Below are 18,209 nucleotides of genomic sequence, written 5' to 3' on the forward strand. Positions count from 1 at the left end.
ATGATCGTGGTGATGAAGTTGACCGAACCGAGGATCGTGCCGAAACCGGAGAAGGCCAGACCCATGATCCACATGTCCGCGCCGACACCCGGCGAGCGGACCGCGTCCGACAGCGGGGAGTAGGCGAACCAGCCGAAGTCGGCCGCACCCTGCGGGGTGAGGAAGCCGGCCACCGCGATCAGCGAGCCGAAGAGGTACAGCCAGTAGGCGAACATGTTCAGCCGCGGGAACGCCACGTCGGGCGCGCCGATCTGGAGCGGCATGATCCAGTTCGCGAAACCGGCGAACAGCGGCGTCGCGAACATCAGCAGCATGATCGTGCCGTGCATCGTGAACGCCTGGTTGAACTGCTCGTTCGTCATGATCTGCGTGCCGGGGCGGGCCAGCTCGGCCCGCATCAGCAGCGCCATGATGCCGCCGACGCAGAAGAACGCGAACGACGTGACCAGGTACATCGTGCCGATGGTCTTGTGATCAGTGGTCGTCAACCACTTCACGGCAGCGATGCCTGGCTGCTTCTTGCGTACGGGCGGTGCTGCCGGAGCCGTGTCGGCGGCGGCACCCTGAGGTTCGTTGAGGATGCTCACTGGTTCTTGGTCTCCGCATTCCTGGCGTGATCCGTCTGCGCGATGCCCGACGGCAGGTATCCGGTCTGGCCCTTCTTCGCCAGGTCCTTCAGGTGCTCCCGGTAACGCTCAGGGGAGACGACCTTGACGTTGAAGAGCATCCGGGAGTGGTCGACACCGCAGAGCTCGGCGCACTTGCCCATGAAGGTGCCCTCCTTGTTGGGAGTCACCTCGAAGACGTTGGTGTGGCCCGGGATGACGTCCTGCTTCATCAGGAACGGCACCACCCAGAAGGAGTGGATGACGTCGCGCGAGGTCAGCACGAACTGGACCGTCTCGCCCTTCGGCAGCCACAGCGTCGGGCCGGGGTTACCGGTCTGCGGGTTCCGCTCGCCCGGGACACCCGTGTCGTAGACACCGTCGGCACCGGCCGGCGCGGTCTTCTTCCACTTGTCCGGGATCGCGGAGAGCGCACTGGAGTTGATGTTCGTGGTCGACTTGTTGCCGTCCACGTTCTCCAGATAGTTGAACGCCCAGCTCCACTGGAAGCCCACCACGTTGATCACGTGGTCCGGCTTCTTGGAGGTCTTCAGGAGCGCGCTCTCATCACGCGCGGTGAAGTAGAACAGCACCGCGATGATGATGAAGGGGACGATCGTGTACAACGCCTCGATCGGCATGTTGTACCGGGTCTGCGCGGGGACCTCCACCTTGGTCCGGCTACGGCGGTGGAAGATCACGCTCCAGATGATCAGGCCCCACACCAGCACGCCCGTTGCGAGGGCGGCGGCCCAGGAGCCCTGCCAAAGAGAGAGGATCCGCGGCGCCTCGTCGGTGACGGGCGTTGGCATGCCGAGGCGGGGGAAGTCCTTGTATGTGCAACCAGTAGCGGTCGCCAGGACCAGGCCCGCAGCAAGCACCTGCGGCAGCTTCCGCCGCATCGGGCGCCGCGACGAGCGGTCGGAGCCGTTGGGACTCACGTAGCGCCTTCCCGAGAGTCTCGCCCGCGCGGTCGGCTGCGGCCTTACTCGCTGGTCGGTCGCCGCCCTGCGTCGGGCAGGGGTTTGGATGTTTATGCGGACCAAACCCTACTGGACGCTATTTGGGGTCGCGCGGGGAGGGTGCCCAACGCGCCGCGACGCACCCCTAAGGGGTGGCCAGGCCCCCCGCGGGGCACCGCCCGAACCCCCGAATACCCGCCCTCACCAGGCATCTGACGACCTGCCCGGCGACCGCCCCGACGCGGGCGGCACTGGGCTAACGTCTCATACGTGCCCTACTTCGACGCCGCCTCCGCCGCTCCCCTGCACCCGGTCGCCCGCGAGGCACTGCTCGCCTCGCTCGACGAGGGTTGGGCCGACCCGGCCCGCCTCTACCGCGAGGGGCGCCGCGGCCGGCTGCTGCTGGACGCCGCGCGGGAGGCCGCGGCCGAGGCGGTCGGCTGCCGTCCCGACGAGCTGGTTTTCACCCCATCGGGGACGCAGGCCGTGCATTCGGGAGTTTTCGGCGCACTGGCGGGCCGGCGGCGGGTCGGCCGGCGGCTGCTGTACTCCGCCGTCGAGCACTCCGCCGTGCTGCACGCCGCCGAGGTGCACACGGCGGCCGGCGGCACCTGCACGGAGCTGTCCGTGGACCGGACCGGCCGGGTGGCGGCGCAGGACGTCGCCGGCGCGCTCACCGAGGACACCGCGCTGGTCGCGCTCCAGTCCGCCAACCACGAGGTGGGTACCGAACAGCCGGTCGACGAGGTGGCCGCGCTCTGCCAGGAGGCCGGGGTGCCCCTCCTGGTGGACGCCGCGCAGTCGCTGACCTGGGGGCGGGTGCCCGGCGCCTGGTCGCTGCTGACGGCGAGCGCCCACAAGTGGGGCGGCCCGCCCGGGGTGGGGCTGCTCGTGGTCCGCAAGGGCACCCGCTTCGCGCCCCAGGGGCCCGTGGACGAGCGGGAGTCGGGGCGCAGCGCCGGGTTCGAGAACATCCCGGCCATCGTGGCCGCGGCGGCGTCACTGCGGGCGCTGCGGGCCGACGCCGGGACCGACGCCGAGGCGGCACGGCTGCGGCAGTTGGTGGACCGGATCCGGGTGCGGGTGCCGGAACTGGTGCCGGAGGTCGAGGTGGTCGGCGACCCGGTGCACCGCCTCCCCCATCTCGTCACCTTCTCCTGTCTCTATGTCGACGGGGAGACTCTGCTGCACGAGCTCGACCGCGCCGGATTCTCCGTCTCGTCCGGATCGTCCTGTACGTCCAGCACCCTGACGCCGAGCCATGTGCTGCGGGCGATGGGCGTGCTGTCCGAGGGGAACGTCCGGGTCTCGCTGCCGTACGGGACGGCCGAGGCGGATGTGGAGCGGTTCTTGGAGGTGCTGCCCGGCGTGGTGCGGTCGGTGCGGGAGCGGCTGGGGGTGCCGGCCGCACCGGAGCGGCCGGCGGAAGCGGCCGCCGCACCAAAGGGGCCCGCAGCGCCGCACGGGCCCGCGGCGCCGGAGGGGCCCGTCGTGCCGGAGGGGCCCGAGCCCGAGGGGCTGGTCGTCGATGCGCTCGGCAGGCGGTGCCCGATCCCCGTCATCGAGCTGGCGAAGGTGATCGGCGAGGTGCCGGTCGGCGGGACGGTGACGGTGCTCTCCGACGACGAGGCGGCCCGGCAGGACATCCCCGCCTGGTGCGCGATGCGCGACCAGGAGTACGTCGGCGAGCGGGCAGCAGAACGCGGCGCCGCGTATGTGGTGCGGCGCCGCGTCTGACGGGACGGTGCGGCCGGATCAGGCCAGGTACTGCTGGACCTCGGCGGCGGCCTCGTGGCCGTAGGCCTTGGTGAAGCGGTCCATGAAGTGGCTGCGGTGCAGCTCGTACTCCTGGGTGCCGACGGTCTCGATGACCAGCGTCGCCAGCATGCAGCCGACCTGCGCGGCCCGCTCCAGGCCGACGCCCCAGGCCAGACCGGACAGGAAGCCGGCGCGGAAGGCGTCGCCGACGCCGGTGGGGTCGGCCTTCCGCTTCTCCTCCGGGACGCCGACCTCGATGGTGGGCTCGCCGACCCGCTCGATGCGGACGCCGTTGGAGCCCAGGGTGGTGACCCGGGTGCCGACCTTGGCGAGGATCTCCTCGGCGGTCCAGCCGGTCTTGGACTCGATCAGGCCCTTCTCGTACTCGTTGGAGAAGAGGTAGGTGGCGCCCTCCATGAGGGCGCGGATGTTGTCGCCGTCCATCCGGGCGATCTGCTGGGAGAAGTCGGCGGCGAAGGGGATGCCGCGGGTGCGGCACTCCTCGGTGTGCCGGATCATCGCCTCGGGGTCGTCCGCGCCGATCAGGACGAGGTCCAGCCCGCCGACCCGCTCGGCCACGTGCTGCAACTCGATCAGCCGGGCCTCGCTCATCGCGCCGGTGTAGAAGGAGCCGATCTGGTTGTGGTCGGCGTCGGTGGTGCAGACGAAGCGCGCGGTGTGCAGGACCTCGGAGATGCGGACGGAGCGGGTGTCGACGCCGTGGCGGTCGAGCCAGGCGCGGTACTCCTCGAAGTCGTTGCCCGCGGCACCGACCAGGACCGGCTCGATGCCGAGCTGGCCCATGCCGAAGCAGATGTTGGGGGCGACCCCACCACGGCGGACATCGAGCTGGTCGACCAGGAAGGAGAGGGAGACCGTATGCAGCTGGTCGGCCACCAGCTGGTCGGCGAAGCGGCCGGGGAAGGTCATCAGGTGGTCGGTGGCGATGGAGCCGGTGACTGCGATACGCACGGCGGGTCTGCTCCTGCGGGTGGCGGAGGGACGGGCGGACGTGGAGCAACGCTACCGCGCGGGGGGCGTGGCCACCCGGTCATCCCGGCCACACGGAACGACGGAAACTACCCAATAGTAGGCCTTTTTCCCAAGTATGTGACTGCGTACCGTGCACCTATGACCAAGCCTGTGAAAGCCGTCACACCGCGTGGCACCGCGTCGCCCGCCGCAACCGAGCCCGCCGCCGAACCGGAGTCGCTCGACGAGCTGCGCGGTGACTGCGCCCGGATGGCGGGGCGCTGGAAGGCCGGGCGCGGGCCCGCGCCGACGCCGGGCCGCGCCTCCGATCTGCACGGGGTCAAGGTGCCCGCCACCTCCGCCGAGCTACTGGACGGCATGTCCGAGTACGGCGACTGAAACGACGACTGAAACCGCATGAAACCGCTGATCGGAGGCTGAACCGTTCGGGTGCCGGGTGGGCGCTCGCCCGTGAGCGGGCGGTCGCCCGGCGGCGCCCCGAAGGCTCACAGGGAACCGCGCGCGCCCCCGCTCCGTCCCATCGACGTCCACCCACCATGGACGGCACGTCAGATGTTCAGCGGAGCTGAAGGAGCGATGCGGTGAACACCGAGGACACCCCCCAGACCCCGGACCGACCCCAGGGGCGCAGCCGGCGCAGCCCGGCCCTGATCGCCTCGGTGGCGGCCGCGGTGCTGCTGGCCGGGGGCGGCGCGGCGTACTGGGCCTCGTCCGCGTCGAGCCACGAGGGCTCCGCCGCGGGCTCCGCGGGCCGGAACGATCCTCCGCCACTCGCCCTCGACGGCTATACGGGCGGGTCGATAGCGGCCGGTGAGCCCAATCCACAGGGCGCGAAGTACAAGGCCGTGGTGAAGCTGCCGGACGGGCCGGACTCCGCGCCGGTCTACCGCCCCAAGGGCGAGATCAGCCGGGAGGCGGTGGAACGGCTGGCGAAGGCGCTGGATGTGGCCGGAAAGGTCCACTCCGAGGGCACCACCTGGAAGGTCGGCGAGGTCACCCCGGACTCCCGCGGGCCGATCCTCCAGGTGAACAAGACCGGCTCCGGCTCCTGGACGTTCTCGCAGTACGGCACCCCCGGCGGCATCAACTGTGCGCTGCCCGCCTCCCCCAAGGGCGGCACCGGCCAGGAGCGGGCGGGCGACGGCAGTGCGGCGAGCCGGCCCGGCTGCCCCTCGTACCGCGGTGGCGGGGACATCGCGACGCAGGACGACGGCAGCGGCAAGGGGGCGGTGTCGCCGGCGAAGGCCAAGCAGGCGGTGCAGCCGGTGCTCAAGGCGCTCGGCCAGCAGAACGCCAGGCTCGATGCCAGCGGGCTGTCCGGCGCGGTGCGGATCGTGACCGCGAATCCGGTGCTCGGCGGACTGCCGACGTACGGCTGGCAGAGCGACCTCCAGGTCGGCTCGGACGGTCAAGTGGTCGGCGGCAGTGGCCAGTTGGCGCAGCCGGTGAAGGGCGCGGTGTACCCGGTGCTGAGCGCCGACCAGACGCTGGACCGGCTGAACTCGGGCGGTGGCCGCACACCGGCCGGCTGCCCCTCGACGCCCGGCCAGGACGGCAAGAAGGACAGCGGAAAGGGCGGGATCGCCCGCTGTGAGCCCGACCCGACGAGGGCGCAGAAGCCGGCCGAGGTGACCGGCGCCGTCTTCGGGCTCGCGGTGCAGTACGTGGACGGCGGCCAGGCGCTGGTGCCGTCCTGGCTGTACCAGGTCCGCCAGCCCGGCACCGGACCGGACCTCACGACGACCATCGCCCACCCCGCGGTGAACCCGAAGTACCTGACCCACCGGGGCCCGACGCCCAAGGGCCCGTCCGGGAAGCCCGGGGCGATGGCGCTGGAGTCGTACGACGTGGGCAACGGCGGCAAGCGGCTGACCGTGCACTTCTGGGGCGGGGTGTGCAGCGTCTACTCGGTGAGCGCGGAGCAGTCGGCCTCGACGGTGAAGGTCGAGGTCGTCGGCCGGGACAAGAATCCGGGCCAGATCTGCGTGAAGATCGCCAAGGAGTTCACCAGGACCGTGGCGCTCCAGGAGCCGCTGGACGGCCGGAAGGTGATCGACGTGTCGACCGGGCAGGCGGTGCCGAAGCAGTAGCCCGCCCACCGGGTCGGGAACACGAGGAGACCTGCCGGGTCAGGATGACGAGACCGCTGGGTCACGCACACGACGAAGGCGGCGCCCCCGCTCGATGGGGGCGCCGCCTTCGTGTGACGTACTCGTCGTTCCCGACGTACGCGTCGTACCCGTGATCCTTAGCTGAAGGAGTCACCGCAGGCGCAGGAGCCCGTGGCGTTCGGGTTGTCGATCGTGAAGCCCTGCTTCTCGATGGTGTCGACGAAGTCGATGGAGGCACCGCCCAGGTAGGGGGCGCTCATCCGGTCGGTGACGACCTTGACGCCGTCGAAGTCCTTGACGACGTCGCCGTCCAGCGAACGCTCGTCGAAGAAGAGCTGGTAGCGCAGGCCGGAGCAGCCACCGGGCTGAACGGCCACCCGCAGCGCGAGGTCGTCCCGGCCCTCCTGCTCCAGCAGGCTCTTGACCTTCGACGCGGCCGCGTCGGACAGGATGATGCCGTCGCTGACGGTGGTCTTCTCGTCCTGCACGCTCATCTACATCTCTCCCGGGTTGTACGGACCGCTTGTCATCGGATGCACCTGGCAGAACCGATGACGTCCCGGATTAATTCCGGCTCGCGCACTTCTCTCCACATGCTCGCACACCGGCGGCCGGGAACCAGTGGCCGAGCGCACATGGCGGAGTGCTGATGCGTCACATCGACACTATGGCCGTCGTCAAAGTGACGTGAAGCAGCTATGATAGATAGCGTCAAATAGACGAAAAGGCATGCTCCCGAGAAAGGCGCGTGCCTAAGAGTTGTCTGTAGAGAAGAGAGGGTGCGTGTTGTGACCACCGCCCAGCCCCTGGACGTCCAGCCGACCCCGTTGGCCCTGCTCCTCCTCGGCCGCGAGGCCGACCCGAAGAGCGAGCGCGGCGTGGAGTGCCCCGGCGATCTGCCGGCCCCCTCCGACCCCGACCTCGTCGAGCGCGCCCGCGCGGCCAAGGCGAAGCTCGGGGAGAAGGTCTTCGTCCTGGGGCACCACTACCAGCGCGACGAGGTCATCGAGTTCGCCGACGTCACCGGCGACTCCTTCAAGCTCGCGCGGGACGCCGCCGCCCGGCCGGACGCCGAGTACATCGTCTTCTGCGGTGTGCACTTCATGGCCGAGTCGGCCGACATCCTCACCGGCGACGACCAGCAGGTCATCCTCCCCGACCTGGCCGCCGGCTGTTCGATGGCCGACATGGCCACCGCCGAGCAGGTCGCCGAGTGCTGGGACGTGCTGACCGAGGCCGGCGTCGCCGATCAGGTCGTGCCGGTCTCGTACATGAACTCCTCGGCCGACATCAAGGCCTTCACCGGCAAGCACGGCGGCACGATCTGCACCTCCTCCAACGCCAAGCGGGCGCTGGACTGGGCCTTCGAGCAGGGAGAGCCCGGTTCGACAAAGGTCCTCTTCCTGCCCGACCAGCACCTGGGCCGCAACACCGCCGTCCGCGACATGGGCATGTCCCTGGACGACTGCGTGGTCTACAACCCGCACAAGCCGAACGGCGGCCTGACCGTCGAGCAGCTGCGGGACGCCAAGATGATCCTTTGGCGGGGCCACTGCTCCGTCCACGGCCGGTTCTCCCTCGACTCCGTGAACGACGTGCGGGAGCGCATCCCGGGCGTGAACGTGCTGGTCCACCCCGAGTGCAAGCACGAGGTCGTGGCGGCCGCGGACCACGTCGGCTCGACGGAGTACATCATCAAGGCCCTGGAGGCCGCCCCGCGCGGCTCGAAGTGGGCCATCGGCACGGAGCTGAACCTCGTCCGCCGCCTGGCGAACCGCTTCGCCGCGGAGGACAAGGAGATCGTCTTCCTCGACAAGACGGTCTGCTTCTGCTCGACCATGAACCGGATCGACCTCCCCCACCTGGTGTGGACGCTGGAGTCGCTGGCGGCCGGCAAGGTCGTCAACCGCATCGAGGTCGACAAGGAGACCGAGAGCTTCGCCAAGCTGGCGCTGGAGCGGATGCTGGCGCTGCCGTAGTCCGCGGCAGCACCAGTGGGTGACCGGCCGCCCGCTCCTCCCTCAGGGGCAGGGCGGCCGGTCAGCTCTTCTTGGCCGCCCCCGACGGCGCCTCCAGCGTCCAGCGGACCTTGTCGCGGTCCTTGATGGCGGTGCGGCAGGGGGTGGTGGTGATCTTCTTCTCGTTCACATACGCGTTCCACACCCGGGTGCTGTCCGCGGCGTCACCGCGGATGCGGAGGACGACGTAGTCCTGGGTGGCGGCGTCCCACCGCACCCACACCCCGCCGAGGCGGTACCGGCGGGCGGCGTCGAAGAGCGCGGTGAGCGGGGTCGGCCTCCCGTCGTCGGCGGCGCACTCGGGCCGGGCGAACGTATGGACCAGTCCCGAGCTGGCGGTGAACGCCCCGCCCGTGACCGCCACCCGCACCACGGCGCCGACTCCCCCCGCGCCGGCGGGCGGAGCGCCGGCGAGCGCGAGAGCGGCGAGAGTGAGGGCGAGGCCGACCGTACCGGCCGGGGCGGAGCGCACGGTCCTCTTCCCTGCCTTTCGTCACGGGAGCACAGCGGTGTTGAAAGCCACCGTGCCGCTACTCCTCGCACACGGCGCGAGATGTACCGCCGTATGCGTGAGCCAACCGCTCCCCCCTGCTGAACGCGACGCGCACGACATCGCGCAGCACCTTGCGCAGGTAGGCCATGGTGGCTTCGGAGTCGTTCAGCGCGGCCTCGGCGGCGGCGAGCATGTCCTCCTCGATGCCGTCGGCGAGGAGCGACAGATGGCTCTCCGGGTCATCGGTGATGAGGTAACAGGGAGCACCGTCCGGCCTGGTCCACGGCAACAGCCGCGGAGGCGAACCCTCGAACATATGACCTGCTTTCGCGCAATTGCCCTGCCGATTACCGTGTGTATCGCCATAGTTGCCCTATGAGGCATGGCCTCAACAGGGGTTCTGCGTCCACCTGTTGAGCGTGGGACGAGTGGGACGACCCAGAGGTGATCCGCGTGAAGTTCACGCCGAAGGAACTGACCCCGTACCTGTCCGCCCGCCACTACTTCGGCTCGGAGCAGCGGAGACATCGGGAGCGCGCAAAGCTGTCGCTGGCGCAGTTGGCCGGCGTGGTCAACTTCAGCAAGAGTGCGCTGGCTCGCGTGGAGCTCGCGGAGTTGCTGCCGCCGCCGGAGCTGCCGGCCGCGCTGGACGCGGCGTTCGGCACGGACAACCACTTCTACGGGCTGTATCAGCTGGCCAAGAAGGAGACCCATCCTGATTACTACCGGCGGTTCTTGGAACTTGAGACGCAGGCTGCGGCGATCGAGACCTTCGAGGTGCAGTTCGTACCTGGGCTGCTACAGACCGAGGCATACGCCCGCGCCCTGTTGAGCACACCCCCCGACGTGACGCCAGAACAGGCCGAAGAGCGCGTGCTGGCCCAACTCAGCCGCCAAGAGCACCTGCGTTCCTCTCCGTCCACCCGACACTGGGCGATCCTGGACGAAGCAATCCTGTGCCGACCCGTCGGCGGCCCCCAGGTCATGCACGCGCAGCTGAACTTACTGTTGGCGCTGGTCGATACACCGACCAGCACGATCCAGGTGCTGCCTTTCGAGTGCGGCAATTACTACCTGATGGGCAATCCACTGGTGCTCGTCAAGAACACGGTTGGACAGACCGTGGCGTATGAAGAAGGCCGCCGGCACGGCCGTCTCTTCGAGGACCCGGACGATGTGAACCGCCTCAGCGCCGCCTACGACAAGCTTCGGGCATACGCTCTATCACCACGGGACTCTGCTGCGAGGATCCGGAAGGCGATGGAGGGGTACGAGGCATGCAACCCAATGCGGAACTGAGCACTGCGACTTGGCGAAAGAGCAGTTACAGCAACGACGACGGGGGCCACTGCATCGAGGTCGCCGACGGCTTCCCCGGCGTGGTCCCCGTGCGGGACAGCAAGAACCCCGCGGGGCCCACGCTGGCGATACCCGCCGACGCGTGGACGGAGTTCATCGACTCCCTCAAGTCCGGCCACTAAAAGCCCAGTTCACCCCGTCCCAACCGACCACCGGGACGGGACGGGACGTCACCCACATACGCGGGAGCCCCCGCTGCCGTACGGCTTGGACGGCGGCGGGGGCTCCTGGTGTGCGGCCCGGTGGCGGTCAGACGCCCGCGGGCTCCGGGGTGCGGTCGTGCTCCTCGGGCTGTGCGCCGGCCTTCTTGGCGCGCTTGGCGGCCTTCTTCTTCGCCCTGCGCTCCTTGCGGAGTTCGATCATCGCGTAGAGCGTCGGGACGAGGAGGAGGGTGAGGAGGGTGGAGGTGATCAGACCGCCGATCACGACCACGGCCAGCGGCTGGGAGATGAAGCCGCCGTCGCCGGTGATGGACATCGCCATCGGTAGCAGCGCCATGATCGTGGCCAGTGCGGTCATCAGGATCGGGCGGAGGCGGTGGCGGCCGCCCTCGACGACCGCCTCGACGACGCCGTAACCCTGGGCGCGGTACTGGTTGATCAGGTCGATCAGCACGATGGCGTTGGTGACCACGATGCCGATCAGCATCAGCATGCCGATCATCGCCGGGACGCCCAGCGGGGTGCCGGTGGCGATCAGCAGGCCGATCGCGCCGGTCGCCGCGAAGGGGATCGAGACGAGCAGGATCAGCGGCTGGATCAGCGACCGGAAGGTGCCGACCAGGAGCATGAAGACGATCGCGATGGCCGCCAGCATGGCCAGGCCGAGCGAGGAGAAGGCGTCGGTCTGGTCCTGGGAGACGCCGCCGATGGTGGCGGTGGCGCCGTCCGGCAGCTTCAGGGCCTTGATCTTGCTCTGTAGATCCGCGCTGACCGCGCCGGTGTTGTCGCCGGTCGGCTTGGCGCTGATGGTCGCCGAGCGGGCCCCGTCGATCCGGGTCATCTGGACCGGGCCGGCCACGGTCTTGACGGTGGCGATGGTGCCGAGCTTGACCTGGCCCGCCGGGGTCGGGACCGCGAGGTCCTTCAACTCGGCCTCGGTGGTGGCCGGGTGGGCGGACTTGATGACGATGTCGCGCTCGGTGTTGTCCAGGACGGCCTGGCCGCTGGTGGTGCCGCGGACCGCCTGGGCGACCGCCGCGCCGAGCGCGGTCTGGTTGTAACCGGCCGCGGCCGCCTTGGCGTTGGGCGTCACGGAGATCCGCGGGACGCTCTGCGCCAGGTCGCTCTGGACGTCGGTGACGTGGTCGAGCCCGGCGACGGCCGTGCGGACCTGCTCGCTGGCCTTCTTCAGGACGTCGGCGTCGGCGGCCTTGACGACCACGCTGAGGTTCTGGTTGCCGAAGCCGCCGCCCGCGGTGACGGAGGTGTCGCCGATGGACTTCCCGAGCTTGTCGAGCGAGGCCCGCAGCGCGTCGGTGACCTTGCCGGAGTCCGCGGCGTCCTTCAGCTTGACCTGGTAGGAGGCCTGGTTGGCACCGGTGCCGCCGCCGAAGGCCGCCATGAAGCCGGAGGAGCCGACGGTGACCTGGTAGTCGGCGATGTCGTCGTTGGCCGCGAGCAGCTTCTCGACCTTCTTGGCCGCGGCGTCGGACGCGTCGAGGCTGGTGCCGGGCTTGAGCTCCTGCTTGACGGTGAGGGTGTCCTGGTCGCCCTGGTCGAAGAAGTTGGTCTTCAGCAGCGGGCCCATGCCGAACGTCCCGATGAGGATCACGACGGCGATGACCAGGCTGGTGACCCGGCGGCGGGTGGCGAAGCGCAGGACCGGGACGTAGAGGCGCTGGAGCGGGCTGCGCGTCTCCTTCTCCTCGGCCTTGCGGCGCAGCTCGTCCGCCGTGGTGCCCTCGGGGATCTTCGGGGCGCGCAGGAACCAGTACGAGAGGACCGGGACGACCGTCAGGGAGACGATCAGCGAGGAGAGCAGGGCGACGGTCACCGTCAGCGAGAAGGAGCCGAAGAGGGCGCCGACCATGCCGCCGACCACACCGATCGGGAGGAAGACCGCGACCGTGGTGAGGGTGGAGGAGGTGATCGCCCCGGAGACCTCCTTGACCGCGGAGAGGATGGCCTCCCGGCGCTCCTCGCCGTAGCCCAGGTGCCGCTTGATGTTCTCCAGGACGACGATCGAGTCGTCGACGACGCGGCCGATCGCGATGGTCAGCGCGCCGAGGGTGAGCATGTTGAGGGAGAGGTCACCGGTCCACAGCACGATCAGGGTGATGACGACCGACAGCGGGATGGAGACCGCGGTGACCAGCGTCGAGCGCAGGCTGAGCAGGAAGACCAGGATGACGATGACGGCCATGACGAGGCCGAGCAGGCCCTCGGTGGTCAGCGACTCGATCGACCTGGAGACCGCCGGGCCCTGGTCCGAGACGACCGTGACCTCGGCGCCCTTGCCCAGGTCCTGACGGATGGTGGGGAGCTTGTCCTTCACCGCGTCGGAGATCGCGACCGCGCTGCCGTCCTGGTCCATGGTCACCGTCACGGCGAGGCTGGGCTTGCCGTTGGTGCGGGTGAGGGAGGTCGGGGTGGCCTGCTCCTCCTTGACGGTGGCGACGTCGCCGATCCGGACCGGCTCGGCCCGGCCGCCGGCCGCCGCCCCGCCGCCGCCCGGGGTCGGGGTGGGGGCGACGGTCAGGTCCTTGATCTGAGCGACGGAGGTGAAGCCGGCGCCGACCTGGACGGTCTTGCTCTGCCCGCGCTCGGCGAACGAACCGGCGGGCACCGACGTGCCGCCGGCCTCCAGCGCCTGGCCCAGTGCCTGGGCGGTCAGCCCGGCGGCGGCGAGCTTCCTGTCGTCGGGGGTGACCGCGACGATCCGCTTCTGGACGCCGCTGACGGTGACCTGGCTGACGCCGTCGATGTTCCTCAGGTCCGGCACGACGCTGCGGTCGAGCTGGTCGGCGAGGGTCTGCTGGTCCTTGTCCTTGGAGGAGACGGCGAGGACGACGGTGGGGATGTCGTCCGTCGAGCCGGCCACCACCTGCGGGTCGACGTCCTTGGGGAGCTTGGCGCGGGCGCGGTTGACCGCCTGCTGGACGTCGGCGACCAGGCGCTTGGAGTCATTGCCGTAGTCGAACTGCGCCATGATGACGCCCGAGCCCTCGCTCGACGTCGAGGTGACGCTCTTGATGCCGTCGACCGCCCGGACACCGTCCTCCAGCGGCTCGATCACCTGCTTCTCGACGACGTCGGGAGAGGCACCCTGGTACGGGGCGAGCACGGACACCATCGGAAGGTCGATGGAGGGCAGGAGCTGCTGCTTGAGCTGGGGTATCGCGATGGCGCCGAAGGCGATCGCGACGATCGACATCAGCGCTATCAGGCCCCGTTGTACGAGGCTGAGCCGGGACAGCCAGGACATGGGTGGGGTCTCTCTCTTCTGTTCTGAAGACGGTGCTCACGAGGAGGCGTCCCACGGACGTGAGGCGGGCCTACGGACGTGAGGCGGGCGTACGGGCTTGTGGGCTTACGGGCTTGTGGAAGGCCGTCGGAGCCCGCGTGGGCCCGGCGGCGGGGGCCTTGGGTGGCCCGGATACCACCTTCCGCCATGGCCAGTCCGGTTTTCCTCGCTCGCAGGTCGGTTTCCGGCCGCGCCTCGTACCGCGTTCGGAGTACGGGCTACTCCACCCTCACTGCACCCGTGGGCGTACGAGCCCCGACTCGTATGCGATGACGACCAGCTGGGAGCGGTCGCGGGCGCCCAGCTTCGCCATGGCGCGGTTGACATGCGTCTTGACCGTGAGCGGGCTGACCGCGAGTTGCTCGGCGATCTCGTCGTTGGAGTGCCCGCCGGCCACCAGGGTCAGCACCTCGCGCTCACGGCCGGTCAGCGTCGCCAGCCGCTCCGCGCCCCGGTCGCCGGGCCCGCCGTCGGACGAACTGCCGCCCTGGGCGAGGAACTTGGCGATCAGGCCCTTGGTCGCGGTGGGGGACAGCAGGGCCTCGCCGGCGGCGGCGACGCGGATCGCGCCCAGCATCTCGTCCGGCTCGGCGCCCTTGCCGAGGAATCCGCTGGCGCCGTTGCGCAGCGCCTGCACCACGTAGTCGTCGACCTCGAAGGTGGTGAGGATCACCACCCGGACGTCCGTGAGCTCCGGGTCCTCGCTGATCATGCGGGTCGCGGCGATGCCGTCCACCCCCGGCATCCGGATGTCCATCAGGACCACGTCGGGCCGCTCGGCCCGGGTCAGCTCGTACGCCTGGGCGCCGTCGGAGGCCTCCGCCACCACCCGCATGTCGGGCTCGGAGTCCACCAGCACCCGGAACGCGCTGCGCAGCAGCGCTTGGTCGTCGGCGAGCAGTACCTTGATCGTCATGTCGTCTCCCCCATACGGACGGTCTGGAGCGGAAGGGTGACCCGCACCTGGAAGCCGCCGGCGGCCCGCGGGCCGGTGACGATCGTGCCGCGCAGCGCGTAGACCCGCTCGCGCATGCCGATCAGGCCGTGGCCGCCGCCGTTCTCCGCCGGCTCACCGGACCGGTCGGCCTCCATGAGGGGCCGGTCGCCACCCTTCTGGCGCGGTACCCCGGCCCGGCCGGCGCCGTCGTCCAGGACGGTCACGGTCAGCGCGGTCTGGGACTGCACGATCCGGACCGTGGCGCGGGCGCCCTCCCCGGCGTGTTTGTGGACGTTGGTCAGCGCCTCCTGGACCACGCGGTAGGCGGTGAGGTCGACGGAGGCGGGCAGCTTGCGGAGCTCGTCCGGGAGGTCCAGGTCGACCGGGATGCCGGTGCGGACGAAGCCCTCGACGAGCTGGTCGAGGACGCCCAGGCCCGGGGCGGGCTCGGTGGGCGCCGTGGGGTCGTCGGACTGCCGCAGCAGGCCGACCGTGGCGCGCAGCTCGTCGAGCGCCGAGCGGGACGCCTCGCGGACGTGCGCCAGGGCCTGCTTGGCCTGGTCGGGGCGGCTGTCCATGACGTGGGAGGCCACTCCGGCCTGGACGTTGACCAGGGCGATGTGGTGGGCGACGACGTCGTGCAGCTCACGGGCGATGCGCATGCGCTCCTCGGCGACCCGGCGGCGGGCCTCCTCCTCACGGGTGCGCTCGGCCCGTTCGGCGCGCTCGCGGATGGCGGCCACGAAGGCCCGGCGGCTGCGGACCGCGTCACCGGCGGCCGCGGCCATGCCCGTCCAGGCGAGGATGCCGATGTTCTCCTGCGCGTACCAGGGGCTGGGCCCGTAGAGCATCGCGGAGGCGGTCAGTACGACGGCGGTCAGCGCGCCGACCCGCCAGGTCGTGGGCCGGTCCGTGCGCGAGGCGACGGTGTAGAGCGCGATCACCGCGGCGGCGGCCACCGGGGCGCGCGGGTCGGTGGCGCGGGCGACCAGTTCGACGATGGTCAGCGAGCCCGTGGCCGCCAGGACCGTACGGGGCAGCCGGCGGCGGAACACCAGGGCGGTGCAGGCCAGCGCGGCCAGCACCACGGTCACCGCGGTGAGCTGGTGCGGCGCGAACCGCGGGCCCTGGCTGCGGTGCGGGTCGACCACCGCGCCGAACAGGATGCACCCGAAGGCGGCCACCGCCAGGAGGGCGTCGAACGCGAGCGGGTGCGTCCGGTGCCACTGGAAGCGGCCGGCGGCGCGGGGCCCGTCCGGACCGGGGTCGAGGAGACTCACAAGAGCAAACGGTAGCGCCCCGGTCCGACGAGGGACCGGGGCGCCGTGTGCCGTATGCGCTGGAGGGTGCTGCGGCAGGGAATGCGAGGGCAGGGGCCCGGGAGATCGAACGGCGGCCTCGGGGACCGGACGCTCAGCCCGGGATGAGACCGTCGTCGCTGAGCATCTCCCGTACCTCGGTGAGCGTCGCGTCCGGAGCCGGCAGGATCAGTTCGGACGGTTCCAGGGCGTCGTCCGGCAGCGGGGTGCCGAGCCGGCGCACCGCGTCCAGCAGGGCGCCGAGGGTGCGCCGGAAGGCCGCTTCGTCGCCGCTCTCCATCTCTTCGAGCAGCTCGTCGTCCAGCTTGTTGAGCTCGATGAAGTGGGAGTCGTCCAACTTCACCTGGCCCTCCCCCATGATCCGTACGATCACGACGGTCTCCCTTGGTCCGGTCCCGACGATCTCTGCGAGGCTAACCGCCGCCGGCCGTCACTGCTTGTCGAAACGCGGCTGGTCCTGCTGCGGGTGGGGCTGGGCCTGGTTTCCCTGGCCGCTCTCCAGCGCCTGCTGACCGGCCGACGAGCCGCCGGCGAGCTCGGCCTTCATCCGCTGGAGCTCCAGCTCCACGTCGCTGCCGCCGGAGAGCCGGTCCAGCTCGGCGGTGATGTCGTCCTTGGCCATGCCGGTCGGGTCGTCCAGCGCTCCGGAGGCCATCAGCTCGTCGATGGCACCGGCCCTGGCCTGTAGCTGTGCGGTCTTGTCCTCGGCGCGCTGGATCGCCAGGCCGACGTCGCCCATCTCCTCCGAGATGCCGGAGAAGGCCTCGCCGATCCGGGTCTGCGCCTGGGCCGCCGTGTAGGTGGCCTTGATCGTCTCCTTTTTCGTACGGAAGGCGTCGACCTTGGCCTGAAGCCGCTGCGCGGCGAGCGTGAGCTTCTCCTCCTCTCCCTGCAACGTCTGGTGCTGCGTCTCCAGGTCCGTGACCTGCTGCTGCAACGCGCTGCGTCGGGTCAGCGCCTCGCGGGCCAGGTCCTCGCGGCCGAGCGCCAGCGCCTTGCGGCCCTGGTCCTCCAGCTTGGCGGACTGGCCCTGGAGCTGGTTGAGCTGCAACTCCAGGCGCTTGCGGGAGGTCGCCACGTCGGCGACGCCGCGGCGTACCTTCTGAAGCAGTTCGAGCTGCTTCTGGTACGAGTAGTCGAGGGTCTCGCGCGGGTCTTCGGCCCGGTCCAGGGCCTTGTTGGCCTTCGCGCGGAAGATCATCCCCATCCGCTTCATGACACCATCGCTCATGGGCCTCGCGCGCCCCCTTCTGACCGAGTCACCTCGGGCTTAGGCTCCAGCACATCTACAGACCCCACAGTACGGGCCCTGGTTCCATTACCGCACTGTTCGCGGCCGGATGCGCTCCTCCTCCAGGACGATCGGCGAGCGCATCTTCTCCGGCGCAAGGAGTAGGGACCCTCCGGAGGCGCCGCGCGGTGTCCGTTCTGCCCTGTTTGAAAACCTGCTCCGTCCAGGTACGACGCGGTCTGCGGGCGGCGCCGTTGCCGGATCGTGCCCGTCGGACCCTGGACCGTCGACGCCGAGCACGTACCCTTGGGTGTTGTGTTCCGAAGCCGTTCGAAGGATGAGCAGGCCGCGACCGCCAAGGTGACCGCGGACCAGCCCCAGCAGCCCCGCGACCCGCAGGCCCCCAAGGGCCGCCCGACACCCAAGCGCAGCGACGCCCAGTCGCAGCGCAGGTCCCGTGCGCACACGCCGACCAACCGCAAGGACGCCTCGAAGGCCCAGCGCGAGGCCCGCCGCGCCGACATGGCTCGTCAGCGGGAGGCGCTGGCCAACGGCGACGAGCGGTATCTGCCGGCGCGCGACAAGGGGCCGGTGCGCCGGTTCGTGCGTGACTACGTCGACTCCCGCTGGTGCGTGGCGGAGTTCTTCCTGCCGATGGCTGTGGTGATCCTGGTGCTCACCATGATCCGGGTGCCGTCGATCCAGAGCATCGCGCTGCTGCTGTGGCTCGTGATCATCGTGCTGATCGTGCTCGACTCGGTGCTGATCTGGTTCCGCCTGGGCAAGCAGCTCCAGGAGCGGTTCCCCAAGGAGAACCTCAAGGGCGTGAAGGCGTACGCGGTGATGCGGACGCTCCAGATGCGGCGGCTGCGGCTGCCGAAGCCGCAGGTCAAGCGGGGTCAGCGGCCGTAGTTCCGGCTGGTTGTGCGACGCCGGGCCGGTCCCTTTCGGGGCCGGC

Annotated in this window: 18 protein-coding genes; 7 read left to right on the forward strand and 11 right to left on the reverse strand. The window is 70.2% G+C overall.

From position 1 onward, the window contains the following. A partial coding sequence (locus tag AB0C96_RS04965; protein WP_362913770.1) for a cbb3-type cytochrome c oxidase subunit I occupies positions 1-587 on the reverse strand: 587 nt, incomplete at its 3' end. Beyond that, positions 584-1,546: a cytochrome c oxidase subunit II gene (coxB, locus tag AB0C96_RS04970; protein ID WP_362913772.1), complete on the reverse strand. Its 963-nt coding sequence runs from the start codon at positions 1,544-1,546 to the stop codon at positions 584-586. The genes AB0C96_RS04965 and coxB, both read right to left, overlap by 4 nt. Before the next feature lie 291 nt (positions 1,547-1,837). On the opposite strand from coxB, the gene AB0C96_RS04975 reads away from it, so the two are divergent. Next, positions 1,838-3,304 carry an aminotransferase class V-fold PLP-dependent enzyme gene (locus tag AB0C96_RS04975; protein WP_362913774.1) on the forward strand — a complete coding sequence of 489 codons (1,467 nt, stop codon included), beginning with the start codon at positions 1,838-1,840 and terminating at the stop codon, positions 3,302-3,304. An 18-nt stretch (positions 3,305-3,322) separates the two neighbouring features. Here AB0C96_RS04975 and AB0C96_RS04980 read toward each other — a convergent pair whose 3' ends face one another. Next, complete coding sequence (locus tag AB0C96_RS04980) at positions 3,323-4,297, reverse strand: carbohydrate kinase family protein (protein ID WP_362913776.1); 975 nt, start codon at positions 4,295-4,297, stop codon at positions 3,323-3,325. 159 nt (positions 4,298-4,456) lie between these two features. Here AB0C96_RS04980 and AB0C96_RS04985 point away from each other — a divergent pair, with 159 nt between their 5' ends. Together AB0C96_RS04985 and AB0C96_RS04990 are read left to right on the forward strand one after the other, a co-directional pair. After that, positions 4,457-4,696: a hypothetical protein gene (locus AB0C96_RS04985; protein ID WP_362913778.1), complete on the forward strand. Its 240-nt coding sequence runs from the start codon at positions 4,457-4,459 to the stop codon at positions 4,694-4,696. Between the two features lie 203 nt (positions 4,697-4,899). Continuing rightward, positions 4,900-6,408 (forward strand): hypothetical protein, encoded by a 1,509-nt coding sequence (locus AB0C96_RS04990; protein ID WP_362913780.1) that lies wholly within the window; start codon positions 4,900-4,902, stop codon positions 6,406-6,408. 158 nt (positions 6,409-6,566) lie between these two features. On the opposite strand, the gene erpA is transcribed toward AB0C96_RS04990, so the two are convergent. Further along, positions 6,567-6,923, reverse strand: a complete 357-nt coding sequence (gene erpA, locus AB0C96_RS04995; protein ID WP_030070025.1) for an iron-sulfur cluster insertion protein ErpA — start codon at positions 6,921-6,923, stop codon at positions 6,567-6,569. A gap of 285 nt (positions 6,924-7,208) precedes the next feature. Here erpA and nadA point away from each other — a divergent pair, with 285 nt between their 5' ends. Next, positions 7,209-8,408: a quinolinate synthase NadA gene (gene nadA, locus AB0C96_RS05000; RefSeq protein ID WP_362913782.1), complete on the forward strand. Its 1,200-nt coding sequence runs from the start codon at positions 7,209-7,211 to the stop codon at positions 8,406-8,408. A 61-nt stretch (positions 8,409-8,469) separates the two neighbouring features. On the opposite strand, the gene AB0C96_RS05005 is transcribed toward nadA, so the two are convergent. Both AB0C96_RS05005 and AB0C96_RS05010 read right to left on the reverse strand, forming a co-directional pair. Next, positions 8,470-8,919 carry a hypothetical protein gene (locus AB0C96_RS05005; RefSeq protein WP_362913783.1) on the reverse strand — a complete coding sequence of 150 codons (450 nt, stop codon included), beginning with the start codon at positions 8,917-8,919 and terminating at the stop codon, positions 8,470-8,472. A 58-nt stretch (positions 8,920-8,977) separates the two neighbouring features. Further along, positions 8,978-9,256: a hypothetical protein gene (locus AB0C96_RS05010; RefSeq protein WP_362913785.1), complete on the reverse strand. Its 279-nt coding sequence runs from the start codon at positions 9,254-9,256 to the stop codon at positions 8,978-8,980. Between the two features lie 137 nt (positions 9,257-9,393). On the opposite strand from AB0C96_RS05010, the gene AB0C96_RS05015 reads away from it, so the two are divergent. Both AB0C96_RS05015 and AB0C96_RS05020 read left to right on the forward strand, forming a co-directional pair. Then, a complete protein-coding gene (locus AB0C96_RS05015) occupies positions 9,394-10,239 on the forward strand; it encodes a helix-turn-helix transcriptional regulator (protein WP_362913787.1) in 846 nt (281 codons plus the stop codon). Next, positions 10,218-10,421, forward strand: coding sequence for a DUF397 domain-containing protein (locus AB0C96_RS05020; protein WP_362913789.1), 204 nt, complete (start codon positions 10,218-10,220; stop codon positions 10,419-10,421). Before AB0C96_RS05015 ends, AB0C96_RS05020 begins: the two co-directional genes overlap by 22 nt. A gap of 127 nt (positions 10,422-10,548) precedes the next feature. Here AB0C96_RS05020 and AB0C96_RS05025 read toward each other — a convergent pair whose 3' ends face one another. From AB0C96_RS05025 to AB0C96_RS05045, 5 genes are all read right to left on the reverse strand, one after another. Further along, positions 10,549-13,725 (reverse strand): efflux RND transporter permease subunit, encoded by a 3,177-nt coding sequence (locus tag AB0C96_RS05025; protein WP_362913791.1) that lies wholly within the window; start codon positions 13,723-13,725, stop codon positions 10,549-10,551. A 268-nt stretch (positions 13,726-13,993) separates the two neighbouring features. Then, the gene (locus AB0C96_RS05030) at positions 13,994-14,680 is read right to left on the reverse strand and encodes a response regulator transcription factor (RefSeq protein ID WP_362913793.1); all 687 of its coding nucleotides are present in this window, start codon (positions 14,678-14,680) and stop codon (positions 13,994-13,996) included. Further along, positions 14,677-15,981: a sensor histidine kinase gene (locus tag AB0C96_RS05035; protein ID WP_362913795.1), complete on the reverse strand. Its 1,305-nt coding sequence runs from the start codon at positions 15,979-15,981 to the stop codon at positions 14,677-14,679. Before AB0C96_RS05035 ends, AB0C96_RS05030 begins: the two co-directional genes overlap by 4 nt. Before the next feature lie 133 nt (positions 15,982-16,114). Beyond that, entirely contained in the window at positions 16,115-16,393 is a 279-nt protein-coding gene (locus AB0C96_RS05040) for a hypothetical protein (RefSeq protein ID WP_362913797.1), read from the reverse strand. A gap of 57 nt (positions 16,394-16,450) precedes the next feature. Further along, complete coding sequence (locus tag AB0C96_RS05045; protein ID WP_362913799.1) at positions 16,451-17,251, reverse strand: PspA/IM30 family protein; 801 nt, start codon at positions 17,249-17,251, stop codon at positions 16,451-16,453. 315 nt (positions 17,252-17,566) lie between these two features. Between AB0C96_RS05045 and AB0C96_RS05050 the strand changes: the two genes are divergently transcribed. Beyond that, entirely contained in the window at positions 17,567-18,163 is a 597-nt protein-coding gene (locus AB0C96_RS05050; RefSeq protein ID WP_362913801.1) for a DUF3043 domain-containing protein, read from the forward strand. Positions 18,164-18,209 lie beyond the last annotated feature (46 nt).

The sequence above is a fragment of the Streptomyces sp. NPDC048506 genome (assembly GCF_040651315.1).
Taxonomy (GTDB): domain Bacteria; phylum Actinomycetota; class Actinomycetes; order Streptomycetales; family Streptomycetaceae; genus Streptomyces.

Excerpts from the sequence above, each read along its gene's own strand:
- AB0C96_RS04985 (WP_362913778.1), top strand. The coding sequence starts at position 4,457 with ATGACCAAGCCTGTGAAAGCCGTCACACCGCGTGGCACCGCGTCGCCC.
- erpA (WP_030070025.1), bottom strand. The coding sequence starts at position 6,923 with ATGAGCGTGCAGGACGAGAAGACCACCGTCAGCGACGGCATCATCCTG.
- AB0C96_RS05010 (WP_362913785.1), bottom strand. The coding sequence starts at position 9,256 with ATGTTCGAGGGTTCGCCTCCGCGGCTGTTGCCGTGGACCAGGCCGGAC.
- AB0C96_RS05020 (WP_362913789.1), top strand. The coding sequence starts at position 10,218 with ATGCAACCCAATGCGGAACTGAGCACTGCGACTTGGCGAAAGAGCAGT.
- AB0C96_RS05025 (WP_362913791.1), bottom strand. The coding sequence starts at position 13,725 with ATGTCCTGGCTGTCCCGGCTCAGCCTCGTACAACGGGGCCTGATAGCG.
- AB0C96_RS05030 (WP_362913793.1), bottom strand. The coding sequence starts at position 14,680 with ATGACGATCAAGGTACTGCTCGCCGACGACCAAGCGCTGCTGCGCAGC.
- AB0C96_RS05045 (WP_362913799.1), bottom strand. The coding sequence starts at position 17,251 with ATGAGCGATGGTGTCATGAAGCGGATGGGGATGATCTTCCGCGCGAAG.